15 protein-coding genes are annotated in these 17,950 nt (G+C 48.7%); 8 read left to right on the top strand and 7 right to left on the bottom strand.

Annotated features, from left to right (window positions below; translation table 11 throughout):
- Nucleotides 1-102: 102 nt before the first annotated feature.
- The 3 genes from BTA31_RS19095 (at nt 103) to BTA31_RS19085 (ending at nt 7,348) form a co-directional block, all read left to right on the top strand.
- Nucleotides 103-3,249 (top strand): S8 family peptidase, encoded by a 3,147-nt coding sequence (locus BTA31_RS19095; protein WP_076793542.1) that lies wholly within the window; start codon nt 103-105, stop codon nt 3,247-3,249.
- Between the two features lie 264 nt (nt 3,250-3,513).
- Nucleotides 3,514-4,089 carry a TetR/AcrR family transcriptional regulator gene (locus BTA31_RS19090; RefSeq protein ID WP_043928229.1) on the top strand — a complete coding sequence of 192 codons (576 nt, stop codon included), beginning with the start codon at nt 3,514-3,516 and terminating at the stop codon, nt 4,087-4,089.
- Between the two features lie 34 nt (nt 4,090-4,123).
- Nucleotides 4,124-7,348, top strand: coding sequence for a bifunctional cytochrome P450/NADPH--P450 reductase (locus tag BTA31_RS19085; RefSeq protein ID WP_076793601.1), 3,225 nt, complete (start codon nt 4,124-4,126; stop codon nt 7,346-7,348).
- Between the two features lie 25 nt (nt 7,349-7,373).
- On the opposite strand, the gene BTA31_RS19080 is transcribed toward BTA31_RS19085, so the two are convergent.
- Together BTA31_RS19080 and BTA31_RS19075 are read right to left on the bottom strand one after the other, a co-directional pair.
- The gene (locus tag BTA31_RS19080) at nt 7,374-7,757 is read right to left on the bottom strand and encodes a YoqO family protein (protein ID WP_076793541.1); all 384 of its coding nucleotides are present in this window, start codon (nt 7,755-7,757) and stop codon (nt 7,374-7,376) included.
- 160 nt (nt 7,758-7,917) lie between these two features.
- Nucleotides 7,918-9,123, bottom strand: coding sequence for an MFS transporter (locus BTA31_RS19075; RefSeq protein WP_076793540.1), 1,206 nt, complete (start codon nt 9,121-9,123; stop codon nt 7,918-7,920).
- A 120-nt stretch (nt 9,124-9,243) separates the two neighbouring features.
- On the opposite strand from BTA31_RS19075, the gene BTA31_RS19070 reads away from it, so the two are divergent.
- Both BTA31_RS19070 and BTA31_RS19065 read left to right on the top strand, forming a co-directional pair.
- Nucleotides 9,244-10,152, top strand: a complete 909-nt coding sequence (locus tag BTA31_RS19070; RefSeq protein ID WP_076793539.1) for a LysR family transcriptional regulator — start codon at nt 9,244-9,246, stop codon at nt 10,150-10,152.
- Nucleotides 10,153-10,220: 68 nt separating this feature from the next.
- Nucleotides 10,221-11,177: an ABC transporter substrate-binding protein gene (locus tag BTA31_RS19065; RefSeq protein WP_076793538.1), complete on the top strand. Its 957-nt coding sequence runs from the start codon at nt 10,221-10,223 to the stop codon at nt 11,175-11,177.
- A 42-nt stretch (nt 11,178-11,219) separates the two neighbouring features.
- Here the strand turns inward: BTA31_RS19065 and BTA31_RS19060 are convergent, their stop codons facing one another.
- Nucleotides 11,220-12,164, bottom strand: coding sequence for a cupin domain-containing protein (locus BTA31_RS19060; protein ID WP_076793537.1), 945 nt, complete (start codon nt 12,162-12,164; stop codon nt 11,220-11,222).
- Nucleotides 12,165-12,269: 105 nt separating this feature from the next.
- Between BTA31_RS19060 and BTA31_RS19055 the strand changes: the two genes are divergently transcribed.
- Entirely contained in the window at nt 12,270-13,097 is an 828-nt protein-coding gene (locus tag BTA31_RS19055; RefSeq protein WP_076793536.1) for a uroporphyrinogen-III synthase, read from the top strand.
- A 312-nt stretch (nt 13,098-13,409) separates the two neighbouring features.
- Here BTA31_RS19055 and BTA31_RS19045 read toward each other — a convergent pair whose 3' ends face one another.
- The gene (locus tag BTA31_RS19045; protein ID WP_076793534.1) at nt 13,410-14,075 is read right to left on the bottom strand and encodes a peptidase E; all 666 of its coding nucleotides are present in this window, start codon (nt 14,073-14,075) and stop codon (nt 13,410-13,412) included.
- A 19-nt stretch (nt 14,076-14,094) separates the two neighbouring features.
- Nucleotides 14,095-14,472, bottom strand: a complete 378-nt coding sequence (locus tag BTA31_RS19040; protein WP_043926545.1) for a winged helix-turn-helix transcriptional regulator — start codon at nt 14,470-14,472, stop codon at nt 14,095-14,097.
- Nucleotides 14,473-14,628: 156 nt separating this feature from the next.
- On the opposite strand from BTA31_RS19040, the gene BTA31_RS19035 reads away from it, so the two are divergent.
- Together BTA31_RS19035 and BTA31_RS19030 are read left to right on the top strand one after the other, a co-directional pair.
- Entirely contained in the window at nt 14,629-15,849 is a 1,221-nt protein-coding gene (locus tag BTA31_RS19035; RefSeq protein ID WP_076793533.1) for an MFS transporter, read from the top strand.
- A 30-nt stretch (nt 15,850-15,879) separates the two neighbouring features.
- Nucleotides 15,880-16,728, top strand: a complete 849-nt coding sequence (locus BTA31_RS19030) for an aldo/keto reductase (RefSeq protein WP_076793532.1) — start codon at nt 15,880-15,882, stop codon at nt 16,726-16,728.
- Between the two features lie 33 nt (nt 16,729-16,761).
- On the opposite strand, the gene BTA31_RS19025 is transcribed toward BTA31_RS19030, so the two are convergent.
- A complete protein-coding gene (locus BTA31_RS19025; RefSeq protein WP_076793531.1) occupies nt 16,762-17,289 on the bottom strand; it encodes a methylated-DNA--[protein]-cysteine S-methyltransferase in 528 nt (175 codons plus the stop codon).
- Between the two features lie 4 nt (nt 17,290-17,293).
- Nucleotides 17,294-17,854 carry a bifunctional transcriptional activator/DNA repair enzyme AdaA gene (locus tag BTA31_RS19020; protein WP_076793530.1) on the bottom strand — a complete coding sequence of 187 codons (561 nt, stop codon included), beginning with the start codon at nt 17,852-17,854 and terminating at the stop codon, nt 17,294-17,296.
- Between the last annotated feature and the right edge of the window lie 96 nt (nt 17,855-17,950).

Below are 17,950 nucleotides of genomic sequence, written 5' to 3'. Positions count from 1 at the left end.
AAATATCATATTTTTGATTTTTAAAGAAAAGTATTCCATTAACATAGCAAACATGGTTTAATATCAAAGTGAACGTTTTTACTATATTTTCCGGAGGTATTTATGAACAAAAGGATCGTGAAAAGTTCAATTGCTTTTTTTCTCCTTGTTGCATTGTTTTTTGGCCAGCTGCCTCTACTACCGAAGACAATGGCAGCCGAAGACAGCGTTCCGATTAACGAAACCACATTGACCGGCGCAGCCCCTGTTGAAGCTTCATTTCAAAGTGAGGACGAGGTGCACTGGTATAAAATCAATTCTTCAAATCAGGAAATCGCAAACTACACGCATTTCCGCGTTAAACTGAAATCAGCTGCAGAGCTGAACATCTCCGTCTACTCCAGCCTGGAAAATGCAACTGATCAACAAACGTTTGACCGATACAACGGCTACTCCTATGAAAATAATCCCGCTCTAATCGATTTTCCGATTGCCTGGAAAGGTCCTTACTACATAAAAGTAGAAAATCACCATGATGAGGACAACGAAACCACTTCCATTACAGATATTTCTTACACCATCAGCTATGAAGGCGTCACCCTGCCTCCGTCAAACCAGGAAGCAGAAGAAGAGTGTCCGGCAGAATTAAGCGTCTCCGAAAGGGAAACCGGCAAGGGCATATTAAAACAGTTAAGAACGATCAGGGATGAAGTTCTTTCAAAAACTGAAAAAGGAAAAGAGCTGTCTTCCTTTTACTATAAAGCAGCTCCATTCATCAGCGCAAAAATGCTCTTTAACAAATCGATGAGAGACAGTGTCTACAAAGATTTGGTACAGCTGAAGCCGCTGTTTGCCGATGTCGCAAAAAACGGACAAGAGAGCGCACACACCATTACGAATGATGATCAAAAAGCGATCAGCCGCCTGTACGAAACAGCCCGCGCGTCCGTTCCCGAGTCGTTGAAAAAACAGCTGGATCAAGTCGCAAAAGACATCGGCATCGAACAATTAACGGGCAGCAAAGTATCGGCTGTGCTCGAAAAAGCAGGGATGGCGACAGCTTCATCAAGCGCGCCCGAAACACGCTATATTGTAAAATTGAAAGACGGCAAAAAACCGGGTTCTTTCAAATCTAAAGCCCAATCTTCCGGCGTTCGGGCATTAGAGCTCTTCGATAAAAGTAAACCGGCATTTAAAGATATGTACGTTGTGGAAATGAAGGAAAGCCGTTCTTCCGGATTCAAAGCGGCGGCAAAGCAATATCAGGCGGCAGCCGCCAAGATCGCCAAGATGCCTGAAGTGGAATTCGTCGAACAGGTTCAGCAATACGAAGCACTGTCAGCGGACACCCAATATCCATATCAATGGTCGCTCAAAAATAACGGCAAAAACCGTGCTGCGAATGCAGACATACAATTTGAACAGCTTCAAAAGCTGATGAAAGGCAAAAAGCTGAAAGATACAGTAATCGCCGTCGTTGATACAGGCGTTGATCATACGCTTGCCGATTTAAGCGGCAGCGTCAAAAAAGACGAAGGCTATAACTATATCGGCCGCACGGCGGATGCGATGGATGACAATGGCCACGGCACACACGTGTCGGGCATCATCGCAGCCGCCCAAGACAACCATTTTTCAATGGCGGGAATCAATGCCTATGCCAAAATCCTGCCTGTCAAAGCGCTGGATTCTTCAGGCAGTGGAGATACGGAACAGATTGCAAACGGCATCATCTATGCTGCCGACCACGGTGCAAAAGTCATCAATTTGAGCCTTGGCGGGCCATACAGCCGGGTGATGGAATATGCGCTTAAATACGCGGCCTCCAAAAATGTGACGATCGTTGCCGCCACCGGCAATGACGGAGTGTCGGAGATTTCGTACCCGGCATCTTCGAAATATACGCTTTCAGTCGGGGCGACCAATAACCTCGATCTCGTCTCGGACTACTCCAATTATGGAAAAGGTCTCGATATGGTGGCGCCGGGAACCGATATTCCAAGCCTCGTTCCGGACGGGAATGTCACTTATATGAGCGGAACATCGATGGCGGCGCCGCACGTTGCAGCTGCAGCAGGACTTCTTTTGTCACAGAATCCGTCCTTGAAACCAAAGCAAGTCGCACAGCTATTGACCGAGACGACAGCAGATGTGGCATTTGAAGAACAGGATAATCCAAACCCGGATTATGACCTGGATGTAGAACCGGCTGCTCAAATTCCTGGATATGACTTCGTTTCCGGGTGGGGAAGGCTGAATGTTTATCATGCAGCCAGCGTTTTTGAGCTGAACATGAAGGTTCATCCCGTTTTGAACCGCCATACGGCAGTGACAGGCACAGCCAAAAGCGGTGTGGCGGTCAAAATCTTGCGAGGGAAGCAGGTATTGGGCACGGGAACAGCCGGAAAATCCGGCGCGTTTTCAGTGAAAATCCCGGCTCAGAAGGCGGGGCAAGTTCTTCGTGTTGCGGCATCGGGCCATCAGGCGGAAGCCTCGCTCAGAACCATCGTGGAAAAAGCGCCGAAAAACCCGTCCGTCAAACGCATCACGAACAAAGATACTGCCGTAACGGGGAAAACGGCAGCCGGCTACACGATCAAAGTGAAAAACGCGTCCAAAAAAGTGATTGCGCAAGGCAAAGCGGATGCATCCGGCGCATTTAAAGTGAAAATCAACAAGCAAAAAGAATATGCCGTTTTGTATGTCTCCGCATCTGTTGATGAATACAGAGAAAGCGGCGATGTTAAAATGACGGTGGCTGACGTCATCCCGCCAGGCGCCCCGAACGTTTATCAGGTTTCCGATAAAAGTACGGTGATTCAGGGAAAAACAGAAGCAAACGCGCAAGTCAGCGCAAAAGTAAAAGGAAAGACGATCGCATCCGGCAAAGCGAACGGAAAAGGTGAATACAAGCTGAAAATCAGCAGACAAAAAGCCGGAACGGTCATCAGTGTAACCGCAAAGGATAAAGCCGGGAATATCAGCAAAGCGAAAGCCGTCACTGTGCTTGACAAAACCCCGCCGTCCGCGCCGAAAGTGAATACGGTGACAAACAAGAGCACGGCCGTTAAGGGGAAAGCAGAGCCGAACGCCGCCATCACCGTCAAAGCAGGAAAGAAAACGATCGGAACCGGCAAGGCCGATAAAAAAGGCGCGTTTTCTGTGAAAATAAAAAAACAAAAGGCAAACACCGTTTTAGCGGTCATTGCAAAAGATAAAGCCGGCAATACGAGCAAAGCGAGCAAAATAAAAGTCAAAAAAGCAAAATAATCTGATAGCAGAAGGAACTGATGACATATCAGTTCCTCTTTTTTATCGAAATTAATATATGAGAATACTATTGAACAGCCGCCCTTTCTTCATTCGATTTATGAATTTCAGCTCATGCCAACAGTTGGGCCTATTATCCCTTTTTTCATCTTTTCTTAAAAATTTTTATATCAAAAAAGGAATATTCGAGTGTTCTGTCAAAAAGTGAATGTATTGGAAAAAGCGGAATGAACGTTCATTCCGCTGGCTTGGAGGGCAAAATCAATGGAATCGGAAAGCAAATATCAGAAGATCATCGAGGCTTCGCTCGTCCTTTTCGCAGACCGAGGCTTTGACGCCGCAACCATTCCGATGATTGCCGAGAAGGCAAACGTCGGTGCAGGCACCATCTACCGCTACTTTGACAGCAAGGAAGCCCTTGTAAACGTCTTGTTCCAAGACAGTGTGAAAAGATTTAAAGAAAAGATAGAGGAGGGCTATCCTGAAGATTCAGCAGGGATAAAAAAACAATTTCAGCACATTTTCCGCTGTCTTTTCGAGTTTTCTCAGGAAAATGTCCATGCACTGTATTTTTTGGAAATTGACAAAACCTCTCATTACCTGACAGAGAAAAGCCGTGAGGTCTTGAACGAACTGCTGGATTTCGTCTATTTATTTTTTGAAAAAGGGAAAGCGGCCGGCGTGATTCGCCCCTTGCCTTCCCACATCTTGTCGGCTGTCGTATTCGGGGCGTTCGTTCATATTCAAAAATTAGTAAGAGCCGGGGAAATCGAAGATCCTACCGGACTGATCGAAGAGATTGAAGAATGTTCCTGGCATGCTGTCAAAGGTCATGGATGAAAAGCTTTTTTCCAAAACAGAAAGGATGATTTTCGTGAACAAATTAAGTGGAATTCCAATCCCTAAAACTTACGGGCCGCTCGGCAACCTGCCTTTACTTGACAAAAACAGGGTCTCCCAGTCTCTTTGGAAAATCGCGGATGAGATGGGGCCTATTTTTCAATTTAAGTTTGCGGATGCGATTGGGGTATTTGTGTCCAGCCATGAGCTGGTGAAAGAAGTTTCCGATGAATCCCGGTTTGACAAAAACATGGGGAAGGGGCTATTGAAAGTTCGCGAGTTCAGCGGAGACGGGCTGTTTACAAGCTGGACGGAAGAACCTAATTGGCGGAAAGCCCACAATATCCTTCTGCCGAGCTTCAGCCAAAAAGCGATGAAGGGATACCATCACATGATGCAGGATATCGCCGTCCAGCTCATCCAAAAGTGGTCCCGTCACAATCAGGATGAAAGCATTGATGTGCCGGACGATATGACGCGGCTGACGCTTGATACGATCGGCTTATGCGGGTTTAACTACCGCTTTAACAGCTTCTACCGCGAAGGGCAGCATCCGTTTATCGAGAGCATGGTCCGGGGTTTGAGCGAAGCGATGAGACAGACGAAGCGCTTCCCGCTGCAGGATAAGCTGATGGTTCAAACGAAGCGGCAGTTTAACAGCGATGTTGAGTCGATGTTTTCTCTTGTTGACCGGATCATCGCTGACCGGAAGCAGGCCGGCGGCGAAAGCGGAAATGACCTCTTGTCGCTTATGCTTCATGCGAAAGATCCTGAGACCGGCGAAAAACTGGATGATGAGAATATCCGCTATCAAATCATTACATTTTTGATTGCCGGACATGAGACGACGAGCGGTTTATTATCGTTTGCGATCTATCTGCTCCTGAAGCATCCGGATAAGCTTCAGAAAGCGTATGAAGAAGCAGATCGCGTGCTGACCGATCCCGTCCCTTCCTACAAACAGGTTCAGCAGCTGAAATACATCCGGATGATTTTGAATGAATCGATAAGGCTTTGGCCGACGGCACCGGCTTTCTCTCTTTATGCAAAAGAAGAAACGGTTATCGGGGGAAAATACTTGATTCCAAAAGGACAGAGCGTCACAGTGCTCATCCCAAAACTGCACAGGGATCAAAGCGTCTGGGGGGAAGATGCCGAGGCGTTCCGGCCTGAACGGTTCGAGGAGATGGACGGCATTCCGGCGCACGCATACAAACCGTTTGGCAACGGCCAAAGGGCATGCATCGGCATGCAGTTCGCCCTTCATGAAGCGACGCTTGTGCTCGGCATGATTCTTCAGTACTTTGATCTTGAAGATCATGCAAACTACCAATTGAAAATCAAAGAATCGCTGACATTAAAACCGGATGGCTTCACAATCCGGGTGAGGCCGAGGAAAAAAGAAGCAATGATGGTGATGCCGGGCGCTCAACCTGAAGAGAACGTACGGCAGGAAGAACGGCCTTCCGCACCGGCTGCGGAAAATACGCACGGAACTCCTCTCCTTGTGCTCTACGGTTCAAATCTCGGCACAGCCGAAGAGATTGCAAAGGAGCTTGCTGAAGAAGCGCGTGAGCAAGGATATCACAGCCGGACGGCGCAGCTTGATCAATACGCAGGCGCCATCCCGGCAGAAGGGGCTGTTATCATTGTGACGGCTTCCTATAACGGAAACCCGCCCGATTGCGCAAAGGAATTTGTCAATTGGCTTGAGCATGCTCAGACAGGCGATTTACGTGGTGTCAAATATGCGGTTTTCGGCTGCGGAAACCGCAGCTGGGCCAGCACCTACCAGCGGATTCCGCGCCTGATTGACAGCGCATTGGAAAAAAGAGGCGCCCAAAGGCTGCACAAGCTCGGAGAAGGGGATGCAGGAGATGATTTCGAAGGACAGTTTGAGTCATGGAAAAACGATCTGTGGCCGCTTTTAAGAACCGAATTTTCATTGACCGATCCCGAGCCGAATCAAACAGAAACAGACAGGCAAGCCTTATCTGTCGAGTTTGTAAGCGGACCTGCGGCTTCGCCGCTGGCTAAAGCTTATCAGGTGTTCACGGCGAAGATATCGGCAAACCGGGAACTGCAGTGTGAAAAGAGCGGGAGAAGCACAAGGCATATTGAAATATCGCTTCCTGAAGACGCCGCATATCAGGAGGGAGATCATCTCGGGGTGCTGCCGCAAAACAGCGGGGGGCTGATTGATCGCGCTTTTCAGCGGTTTGGGCTGAACGGAAATGAACAAATTTTGATCAGCGGCAGGAATCAAGCATCACATTTGCCTTTGGAGCGGCCCGTTCATGTCAAGGACCTTTTTCAACATTGCGTCGAGCTCCAGGAACCGGCCACAAGGGCTCAGATTCGCGAGCTGGCGGCACATACGGTTTGTCCGCCTCATCAGCACGAACTTGAAGACCTGCTGAAAGATGACATCTATAAGGATCAAGTGTTGAAAAAACGGTTGACAATGCTTGACCTGCTTGAACAATACCCGGCCTGTGAACTGCCGTTTGCCCGTTTTCTGGCACTTCTGTCTCCGCTAAAACCGAGGTATTACTCGATTTCCAGTTCGCCGCAGATTAACCCGCGGCAAACAAGCATCACCGTCTCTGTCGTAAGCGGCCCGGCATTGAGCGGCCGTGGGCAATATAAGGGGGTTGCATCGAACTATCTCGCCGGTCTTGAGCCGGGAGACGCGATTTCGTGTTTCATCAGGGAGCCTCAGTCAGGCTTCCGGCTTCCAGAAGATCCTGAAACACCGGTGATCATGGTCGGGCCGGGCACCGGAATCGCACCTTACCGCGGATTTCTTCAGGCGCGCCGCATCCAGCGCGATGCCGGGATAAAGCTCGGTGAAGCGCATTTGTACTTCGGCTGCCGCCGTCCGAACGAAGATTTTCTGTATCGAGACGAATTGGAGCAAGCGGAAAAGGACGGAATCGTCCATCTGCATACAGCGTTTTCCCGGCTTGAAGGCCGGACGAAAACATATGTGCAAGATTTGATCAGAGAGGATGCAGACTTGCTGATTCACTTGTTGAATGAAGGCGGCCGCCTGTATGTGTGCGGAGACGGAAGCCGCATGGCTCCCGCTGTTGAACAAGCTTTGTGCGAGGCATATCGCATTGTACAGGGAGCGCGTCAGGAAGAGTCGGAAAGCTGGCTGTCCGCACTTTTGGAAGAAGGGCGCTATGTAAAGGATGTGTGGGGCGGCGGCGTTTCCCAACATAATGTGAATGCGGACCACATCGCAAGAACGTAAAATAAAAAGAGGCATTCTGAATGGATCAGGATGCCTCTTTTTTAGAGTTTGTGATTTTTTCATTGATATAGATGAAAAGGTTTGATCCCAAGAACAAAACAAGCAAAATATATCCCCATTTTGCCGGCGTCTCCCAGCCCTCGAAAAAAGGCAGAGAAGCAATCAATGTTTGCCCTTTCATGATGACAAACACCAATAACGCCACAAAGATGACGAGAGCGATTCCTTGTAAGATGAGCGTTTTTGCACTTCGTTTTTTCAAGTCGTCCCATACGTACATCAGCACGAATACCAGGGAGATCATTGAGATGATATCATTCGCTGTGCCGTTTATCTTGAGCCCAAACCTGAGAAAAAGATTTAAACATACAGATGCCAAAAATCCGTAAAAACCGATTGTTTTAAGCATGATGATTCCCCCCCTCAAACCATTATAGAGGGAGATAAAGGAAAAGCCAACATGACAGGCTGTGTTCAATCATTCTAAAAACGGCTGATCTTCAGGAGGAATCGCCATGCTGGCTTTGATTTAAATATCGGCATGCGGTGAAGAAAGTTTAGCTTTTATTTCAATCTGATGTATGGTCTTGACGCCTGTTTCTTTTGGCTTCGGCAAAGAGAATTGCCGGATAAGCGATCAAAAGCAGCCCGATAATGAATGAGACGATTCCCGGCCATTTAAAATGGGTCCAGAAAAAGCCTCCGAAAGATCCCGCTAAGCTTGAGCCGAGATAATAGCTCAGCAAATAAAGGGAGGAAGCTTGAACGCGCTGTTCGCCGGCCGTCTGCCCGACCCATGAGCTTGCGATCGAATGCGACCCGAAAAATCCAAATGTAAAGACAGCGATCCCGGCAATTTTCAGAGGAAGCTGCGGCAGAAGCGTAAGCAATGCGCCTCCTGCGATAATGGCAATCCCGATTTTCAGCATCAACGGGCTGCCGAAACGGTCGGCTTTCTTCCCCATATAGACGGAACTGAGCGTTCCCGCCAAATAAACGATAAAGATGAACCCGATGACAGTTTGAGAGAGTCTGTACGGAGGTCCCATCAATTGAAACCCGATATAATTGAACAGCGTAACAAAGCTTCCCATTAATAAAAATCCGAGTGAAATGATTGACAGCAGCCGTTTGTTCATCAAGACGGCGCCGTAGGCCAGGCTCGCCTTTTTCACGCCCGTTTTTCGCTTAGCAGAGTGCTGCGGCCGGGGCAGCAAAATCCAAAACAAATAGCTTAATAGCACTGATAATGCCCCGATGATTCCAAGCGCCGCGCGCCAGCTGAACAAGTCTGTCAAAAGGCCGGTCAAAAGCCTTCCGCTCATTCCTCCGAGGCTTGTGCCGCTAATGTATAACCCCATCATTTTGCCGAGCCCTCGCGGATCAAATTCCTCTCCGACATAAGTCATGGCGATCGCGGGCACGCCTGCAAGGAAAAAGCCAAGCAGCCCTCTCATCGCCAAGAGCGCCGCGAAGTTCGGACTAAAGGCAGTCAAGAGGCCGAGCACTGATGTCGCAAACAGAGATATTACCATAATCGTTTTCCGGCCGAATCCGTCAGATAAAGCTGCTGCCGTGAGCAATGCAAAAGCCAATATGCCTGTTGAAATGGATAAAGTTAAGCTTGCAGCTGCCGCCGATATGCCGAATTCCTCCGCAAACAGAGGCATGAGCGGCTGTGTGGTGTAAAGCGTGGCAAATGTCACAAAACCGCTGATGAATAAGGCGATGCTTGCTTTTTGATAATCCTTCGTATGCGGCTGTATGTAAGTCATGGAAGCTCCTCTTTTCTAGAATGACAATCTATGTTTCATGGTACGCTTTCATTTGCGATGTGTCTAATTTATAATAACTATCATCATCATGCGTTTTAGTTATGAAGGAGCGGATGAGCATTGGAACTCTATCAAATTGACCATTTTATTGCCGTGAGCAGGCATAAACACTTTACAAAAGCCGCCTTGGAACAACGGATTTCCCAGCCGGCTTTGAGCAGGTCGATCAAAAAGCTTGAAGAGGAATTGGGCGTCCCGCTGTTTATTCGAAAAACAAAATCGATCCGCCTGACAAAATACGGCGAGCAGTTCCTCATCAAAGCGAAGCAGGCCCGCTTTGCCCTTGACGAAGGCGTCCAGCAAATCAGGGAAAGCGTCAATCCGAATGCCGGGGAAATCTCGGTATCTTTTTTGCATACGCTTGGTTCGCGGCTGATGCCGCAGCTGATTGCCGGATTTAAAAAGAAATACCCGAATGTTGCTTTCCGTCTGTATCAGGCCGCAAATGAACATCTTCAGCACATGGTGGAGACGGGCGAGGCTGATATATGCCTCAGCTCTCCGCCGCTACCAAACGAGCTTCTGGAATGGACGGTGTTGGATACTGAGCCGCTTTACCTGGTGCTTCCCGCCGACCACCCGCTCGCAGATCGGAAAGAAGTCGCGATCCGATCCATTGCCCACGAAGACTTTGTCGGCTTTAAGCCGGGGTATGGTCTTCGATATGTGTTTGATCAAATGTGCCGGGAACTGTCCATCAGCCCGAAGCTTGCTTTTGAAGGGGAAGAAGTGTCAACGATTTTGGGCCTGGTATCAGCAGGGCTCGGTGCGGCAATCCTGCCGAAAACGGCGGAGCATGTCCATTCTCCAGTGGCATTTTGCCGAGTATCAGACTACCGTTCTGAGAGGACGATCGGTCTCGCCGTCTTGAAAGACCATTATTTGTCGCCGGCGGCACGCAACTTTAAAGAATTTGTCATTGAATACTACCGACGGAACGAGCGGCCTGATCAGCCATCAATCAAATAAGGACTTCTCATGATGATGAATATCCTGTATATTGATAATGATAATTATTATCAATTGGAGGGTTGGACATGAAGAAAAAGCAGTATTCTTATATATTGACCGTTTTACTCGCTTTCGCTGTATTTCTTTCAGGCTGTCAAAGCGGCCAGAAACGGGCTGCATCAGAGAAAAATGAAGAGAAAACAAGAGTGGTGAAAACAATCAACGGAAATGTCACTGTACCGGCCAATCCGAAGCGCGTCGTGACGATAGGCTATGCGGGAACCATGCTCGCATTCGGGATCAAGCCGCTTGGAGAAACGGGAAAGTACCTTGGAAGTCCATATATTAAAGATCAAGTTTCAGGAATAAAGGATATCGGGGGAAAAGACGGTTTTTCAGTATCTGTGGAAAAGATTCTTGAGCTCAAACCCGATTTGATCGTATCGATGACGAACGATTCAAAAGAATATGAAAAGCTGTCAAAAATCGCTCCCACTGTCGTCTATCCGTTCGGCACGTTTAAAGATGCACGCGATGAAATGAAAACGTTTGGCAAGCTGCTCGGCAAGGAAAAGGAGGCTCGGGAGTGGACGAAAACGTTTAATCAAAAAATGAAAGCCGCCCGCGCGAAAATCAAAGATGCATCTGTACAAGGTGAAACGTTCTCTTTAATCGGCGCATATGCAAAATCTTTGTATGTCTACGGGGCATACGGGTATCGGGGCGGAGAAGCGATCTATACGCAGCTGGGACTGACGCCGCCTGAATCTGTTAAAAAGGATGCCATTGATACGGCTGACGGATATAAAGCCATATCTTTCGAGGTCCTGCCGAAATACTCCGGAGACTACATATTTGTCGATGAATCATACAACGGAAAGCTAGATCAGGACAATCCGGTTTGGACATCGCTTGATGCGGTGAAAAAAGGCAATGTCTTTTTCCTCGATCCGGACAGATTCTGGCCGTATGATCCAAACGCTGTTCAGGCACAGGCCGAAGAAATCGCCGACATGATTTACAAGAAAGCGAAAAATAAATAGAAAAGCGGGGAGCCGAAAAGAATGATCCGGCTTCCCGCTTTTTTATTTTTCATAATGCTGAAATTGAATATCCAGTGTCCGGAGGTACGTTTGCAGGCCCGCATCTTGGATGGGAATAATATAGGCGGCTTCATCTGACTCATTATGGTGGGAATGCCATAATCCCGGCGGTGTAATAAAAGCTTTTCCGGTTACCCAGTCAATTCGTTTCGGATCGATGATTTCCTTTGTGGCCGGGTCGATTTTGCTTCCGACTAATGTGTATGTGCCGGGTGCGGCATAGGCGACAAAATCGAGAGCCACCGACTTGTGGCTGTGAGGCGCTTGATTGGAGCCGGGAGGCACGATGCCGAACATCGCCCACAATACATGGGTGATCGTCAACGTTTGATCGAATATATCGTTGTTTAAGAGTATGGAAATGCGGTTTCGAAAATGGGCGTCAGGAGCGGCGGCCGCTTCAGTCAATTTTGCTTTTGCCTGTTCAGCGGTATATAGGGTTGGTTGAAAACGGGATTCCGACGGTTTTACGCCTAAATAATGCAGGAGAGGTGAATCGGTGATGTAATAAATGGCTGCATTTTCTGCTGCGGTATGCCGGCTGCTTGAACCGGCAGGCAAAGTCAAAAAATCGCCTTTCTGCCAGTGAATCGTCTCTTCGCCCGCTTCGGTTTTCCCTGCGCCGCTGACAATGTAGTATAGTTCGCTTGTCGCACGGGGGGCGGTGTGAATCGTGTCGCCTGAACGAATCTTGATGAAGTGGGCGAGAAGGGAAGGGCTTGAAGCCGGATAATCCGTCTTCAGTTCTTTGGAGATGTCCAGCGGGATGATCCGCGTTTCACCTGTCTCATACAATTCAGGCCCGAACTCTTTCACAGGAACCGGGCTGATTATTCCGCTTCCAATCGGGTCAGAGGCAGTGGTATACTCGAAAAAACGGGCATGTTTCGTCAAATGCTCGGCTCGGGTTTCAAATTGAGAATACATTGAAAAAACCTCCTGTTATTTTTTGATAATTCAATCATATCTCACTTGGAAGATGCTAGTAAACCGTTACATTAACAAAAACAGATATGGAAAAGAGGGATTGCGTTGGGAAAAGGATTGAATGGCAGAAGAATTGCCATCGGAGCATCGCGAAAAACGGATGAAATAAGCACGTTGATCAAAAAGCAAGGCGGGGTTCCCGTCGTTCGTTCCCTTCAGGGTACCGTGTTTTTGGCTGAAAAAGAAGTAGGCCCTGAATTGCGTGCCTTTGTTGAAAAGGGAGCCGACTGGGTGATTTTTACGACTGGAATCGGTACGGAAACGCTTGCCAGCTTAGCTGAGAAACTAGGAATCGGAGAGCGCTATTTACAAGCGATCCGCGGGGCGAAAGCGGCATCGAGAGGCTACAAAACAATCGCCGCTTTAAAAAAGCTCGGCATTACGCCCGTTGCGGCGGATGAAGACGGCACGACCAAGGGACTGATCGACTCGCTCCAATCCCACGATTTTTCCGGTAAACGGGTGATGGTCCAGCTCCACGGCGAAAACGCTCCGTCACTGCTTCAGTTTTTGGAAGAGAAAGGTGCAGCCGTTGTTCCGCTTCTGCCTTATCGGCATGTTGCTCCAGACCGGGAAACCGTCGCTTTATTGTGCAGCGAGATCATCAACCGTGAAGTGGATGCGGTTTGCTTTACAACGGCCGTCCAAGTCCGCTCGCTTTTTCATTTCGCGAAAGAAAACGGCTATTGGGAGAAAATTGTTCAATCGTTTCAAGACCGCGTGTTGGCGGCCGCTGTCGGAAAAGTGACGGCAGAAGCTTTAAGAGAAGAAGGAGTCGAACGCCTTCTCGCTCCCGGCCTCGAACGGATGGGAGCGATGATTGTGGAGCTGGCGCGGTTTTATGAAACGGAAGAGGAAATAAGAACACAGTAAGTGCAAAGGAAATCAGCAGATTGGGGTGTGAGAGTCTCCTTGGGAGGCGTTGTCATGTTTTTTAAAGATGCAGATCCAAAAGGAAAAAAGCCGCAGACGCAGCTTGCCGTGCGGCTTTCATTTTCTGGGCCGTGATACTTTTTGTGAATACGACTTTTGAATATTTTGATCGTGAGCCGTTGATTTCAAATTTTTCTTTTTTGCTAGGCTTAGGCTTAGCCGTGTTTTTTCTGACGGAAAGCCTGGTCAAACGGCTTGCAGTCGTAAAATCAAGAAAAACGCTTCGCTGATGAGCCGAAGCGTTTTTTTGCTTTATAAGACAAATTGATCTGAAACAAATACCGCGCCGTCTTCTTTAAAAATACGGGCGGGCTTTGTTCCAATGACCCGGATGTCTGAAGTGCTTGCGGCGATTCCCGTTTCTTCTGGCAAGGCGATGACGGGAGTGCCAAAAGCATTCCTATATCTTTTAATCAGCGGATCATGTTCAATCTTGTAGTGGCACCAAACGGCATAGTCTCCAAGGAGCTTTAAGCCGTTAAAATCGCGCAATCCGCAAGCATTGCGGTCCATATAAGAGCAAGTCATAATGTTTTTTCCGAGAATGACGGCGCCTGCGCTTCCGCCGTAAATGGTGCCGCCGCTTTCGGCATAGCGCTTTAACACCTCGATAAAATGTGATTCAATGAATGGTTTGAGCAGACGAAACGTATTTCCTCCGCCGATATATACGGCAGAAAACGCGTCTAAATCGTGTACGGTTTTACCTTTGACATCCGTCCACATCACGATGTTTTTAACGCCGAGCGGGTGAAAGAGCCGGCTGATCCAATCGAAGCCGTCATCATACCTGTCGGCGTCCATGGCAATCGGAATATACAATAAAGGCTTATGAGGGCAGAGACTCTCGGCAAAATACCGATCCAGCCGTTCGGTTTGATGCGCATCCCCGCCTCCGGAAAGAAACCATTTTCCCATCCTGACCTCCATCGATTTGTTATGTTTCCTTTAATTGTTCATTCAGCACGCTGTCCTCCAAAACAGCAAATTTGTCTCCATAGACTTTCGTAATATGTGTTTCACCCCAGGCGCACAGCGAATCCAAAATGTCTTTAAGCGTCCATCCGTATTCGCTGAGTTCGTATTCGACTTTCGGCGGCACCTGCTGGTACACGATCCGGTTGATGACGCCGTCTTCCTCCAGTTCGCGCAGCTGCTGGGTCAGCATTTTCTGCGTAATGTTCGGCATCAGCCGCTTCAACTCACTCGTACGTTTTTTGCCGTGCGTCAAATGGCACAAAATCACGCATTTCCATTTCCCGCCGATCACTTCAAGTGTAGCTTCGACAGATATATTATACTTTTTCTGCTTCATGTTCTCCTCCAAACCATAGGTACCGAAAAGTACCTATCCTACTTTTTGGTTCCTATCACACTTAAAAGTGCGTACTTTTTTTTACAGATGATATGTACCATAATATCATTTGCCGGCAGTCATTTGCTATACGTTAAAAACGAAAGGAGGAAAAGAATGACTTCTGTTCATGATAAAAAACGCAGCATATTAGCGCTTTTAGCCTTGGCGGCCAGCGCATTTGCCATCGGGACAACCGAATTCATCAGCGTCGGGCTTCTGCCTTTAATTGCTGAAGACATGAATATTTCGGTGACGACGGCAGGGCTGACCGTATCGTTATACGCTTTGGGCGTGACAGTCGGCGCACCTGTTTTGACGTCTGTCACATCCAGTATGCCGAGAAAAGCGCTGTTGCTTGTGATTATGCTCATTTTTATGATTGGCAACGGGCTTGCGGCATGTGCCGGAAGCATCGGTGTTTTATTAACCGCCCGCGTGATTTCCGCGTTTTCTCATGGCGTATTTATGTCAATCGGTTCAACGATTGCGGCAAGCCTGGTCCCGGCGGATAAAAGAGCCGGAGCGATATCGATCATGTTTACCGGGCTGACGATTGCGATGATTACCGGAGTTCCCATCGGCACGTTCCTCGGTCAGCAGTTCGGCTGGCGGATTGCTTTTGCGGCGATCGTCGCTGTCGGCGCACTGGCGTTTATCGCCAACAGCTTACTTGTTCCGGGCGATTTGCCGAAAGGCGTCCGAACGTCTTTCAAGAGCCAGTTGAAACTTGTGACCAATGGCCGTCTGCTGCTTTTATTCATCATTACGGCGCTTGGTTATGGAGGGACATTTGTTGTCTTTACGTATTTATCCCCGCTGCTTCAGCATGTGACGGGTTTTAAACAGGAAGCTGTTGCCGTCATTTTGCTTGCTTACGGCATTGCCGTCGCGCTCGGAAATATCATCGGGGGTAAAGCGGCCAACCAAAAACCGCTTACTGCATTATTCTATATGTTCATCGCCCAGGCGGCTGTGCTCCTTATCTTAACGGCGGCTGCTCCTTACCAGGCAGCGGGCTTTATCGTCATCATGCTGATGGGATTTTTAGCATTCATCAATGTCCCCGGGCTTCAGTCCTATGTGGTGGTTCTGGCTGAACGGTTTGTTCCGGGGGCGGTTGATGTCGCATCAGCTGTCAATATCGCCGCATTTAACGCCGGGATCGCGATCGGCTCTTATACAGGAGGCGCCATCACACAATCGATCGGTTTGATTCATACTCCATGGGCCGGAGCTTTGATGGTCCTCGGCGCTGTCGTACTGACGGGCTGGAGCAGGGCGCTGGAACGAAATGACCAAAAACAAAATCAAGCTTTAAAGAAAAACTGCGCATGACGCATACAAAAATAGAAGGAGGCCAATTAGATGAAGACGGCAAAACATCTGCAAGATCGAATCATATTGAATAACGGGACGGCCATGCCCTGGTTTGGACTTGGCGTATTTAAAGTAGAAGAAGGACCAGAACTGGTGCAAGCTGTAAAAACGGCAATCAAACACGGCTACCGCAGTATCGATACGGCAGCTATCTACGGAAATGAAGAGGGGGTTGGACAAGGAATTCGCGAAGGGTTGAAAGAAGCCGGCATTTCAAGAGAAGACTTGTTTGTCACATCAAAGGTCTGGAATGACGATTTAGGCTATGACGAAACGATTGCAGCCTATGAAGCGAGTCTCGAAAAGCTCGGACTTGATTACCTTGATTTATACCTGATCCACTGGCCTGTTGAAGGACGCTACAAAGCGGCGTGGAAAGCGCTTGAAACTCTTTATGAACAAGGGCGCGTCAAAGCAATCGGTGTCAGCAATTTTCAGATTCACCATCTGGAAGACTTGCTGAAAGACGCCGCCGTCAAACCGGTGATCAACCAGGTTGAGTATCATCCGCGGCTGACGCAGAAAGAGCTGCAAGCGTTTTGCCGTTCACACGGCATCCAGCTTCAAGCATGGTCACCGCTGATGCAAGGCCAATTGCTCAGCCATCCGCTGCTGAAAGATATCGCGGACAAGCACGGTAAGACACCCGCCCAAGTCATTTTGCGCTGGGATTTGCAAAACGAAGTCATCACGATTCCAAAGTCGACAAAAGCGGAGCGGATTGCCCAAAATGCGGACATATTTGATTTTGAACTGACCATCGAGGAAATGAAGCAAATTGACGGACTGAATGAAAACACCCGTGTCGGCCCTGATCCTGATAACTTTGACTTTTAACAAAACGGCCCCGTTCGAATTTCGAACGGGGCTTTAATTGAATTGCGCGGTTACACCGCCGGCCTCCATCATCAGCAGTTCTCTTTTCATATCCAATCCGCCCCGGAATCCCGTGAGCTGCCCGTTTTTGCCGATAACCCGATGGCACGGCACCACCATTAACAGCGGATTTGCGCCGATCGCCGCGCCTACGGCCCGCACAGCGTCCCGCTTTTGAATATGCTCGGCGATATCGGAATAGGAGCAAGTGCTGCCGTAAGGGATTTCGGAGAGCGCCTCCCACACGGCCAGCTGAAAAGGCGTGCCTGCAAGGTCGACAGGAAAGCTGAAATGAGTCCGCTTGCCGTTCAAATACGCCTGCAGCTGCTCGGCGTATTCTGCCAATCCTTTGTCATCCCGAATGAAAACTGGCTGTGTGTATCTTTTTTCAGCCCAATCGGCCAGCTCTTCGAAGCCTTGATTCCATCCCCCTGTAAAACAGAGCCCGCGGGCAGTCGCTGCAATGTGCATCTGCCAACCGCGGCAAGTAAGTGTGCGCCAGTATACGATTTGATCGTCCATATGTTTACCTCCGTTTCATTTGCCGGTATGACGTCGGTGATTGCCCTGTTTTCTTTTTAAACAAAGCGGCAAAATAATCCGCATTTGCAATGCCTACCATTGAGGCGATTTCTGCGATCGTTCGTTCTGAATGGGAAAGCAAATCGAATGCCTTCTCAATCCTTTTCTGCAGGATATATTCTGCCGGCGAGACGCCTTTGACTCGTTTAAATGTCCGCTGCAGGTGAAAAGGGCTGATATGGCACCTGTCAGCCAAAGTTTGCAGAGACAGCGGATCGCGATAAGATTCCTCGATGATTTCCACCACACGCTGTGCCAGCTCTTCATCCGGCAGCAGCGCCCCGGCCGGATTGCAGCGTTTGCAGGGGCGGTACCCTTCTGATAAAGCATCTTTTGCATTGAAAAAGATCTGCACATTTTCGATTTGCGGAACTCTCGATTTGCAGGAAGGGCGGCAAAATATGCCGGTCGTTTTGACCGCGTAATAAAAAACTCCGTCATAGGCGGAATCGTTTTCCGTAATCGCCCGCCACCTTTCAGGCGTCAATCGTGATTTGCTGTTCATATCTTCACCCCGATCTATGTCAGTATAACCTATATGACAGCCGGAGGTGGAGAGGCGGAGAATGGCACAGCAAGAAGACAAAGAAGAAGAGAGACT

Origin of the sequence: Bacillus haynesii (genome assembly GCF_001969855.1) — a bacterium.
Taxonomy (GTDB): Bacteria; Bacillota; Bacilli; order Bacillales; family Bacillaceae; genus Bacillus; species Bacillus haynesii.
The sequence above is the reverse complement of the archived record's forward strand: the minus strand, read 5'-3'. Positions and strand labels throughout refer to the sequence as shown.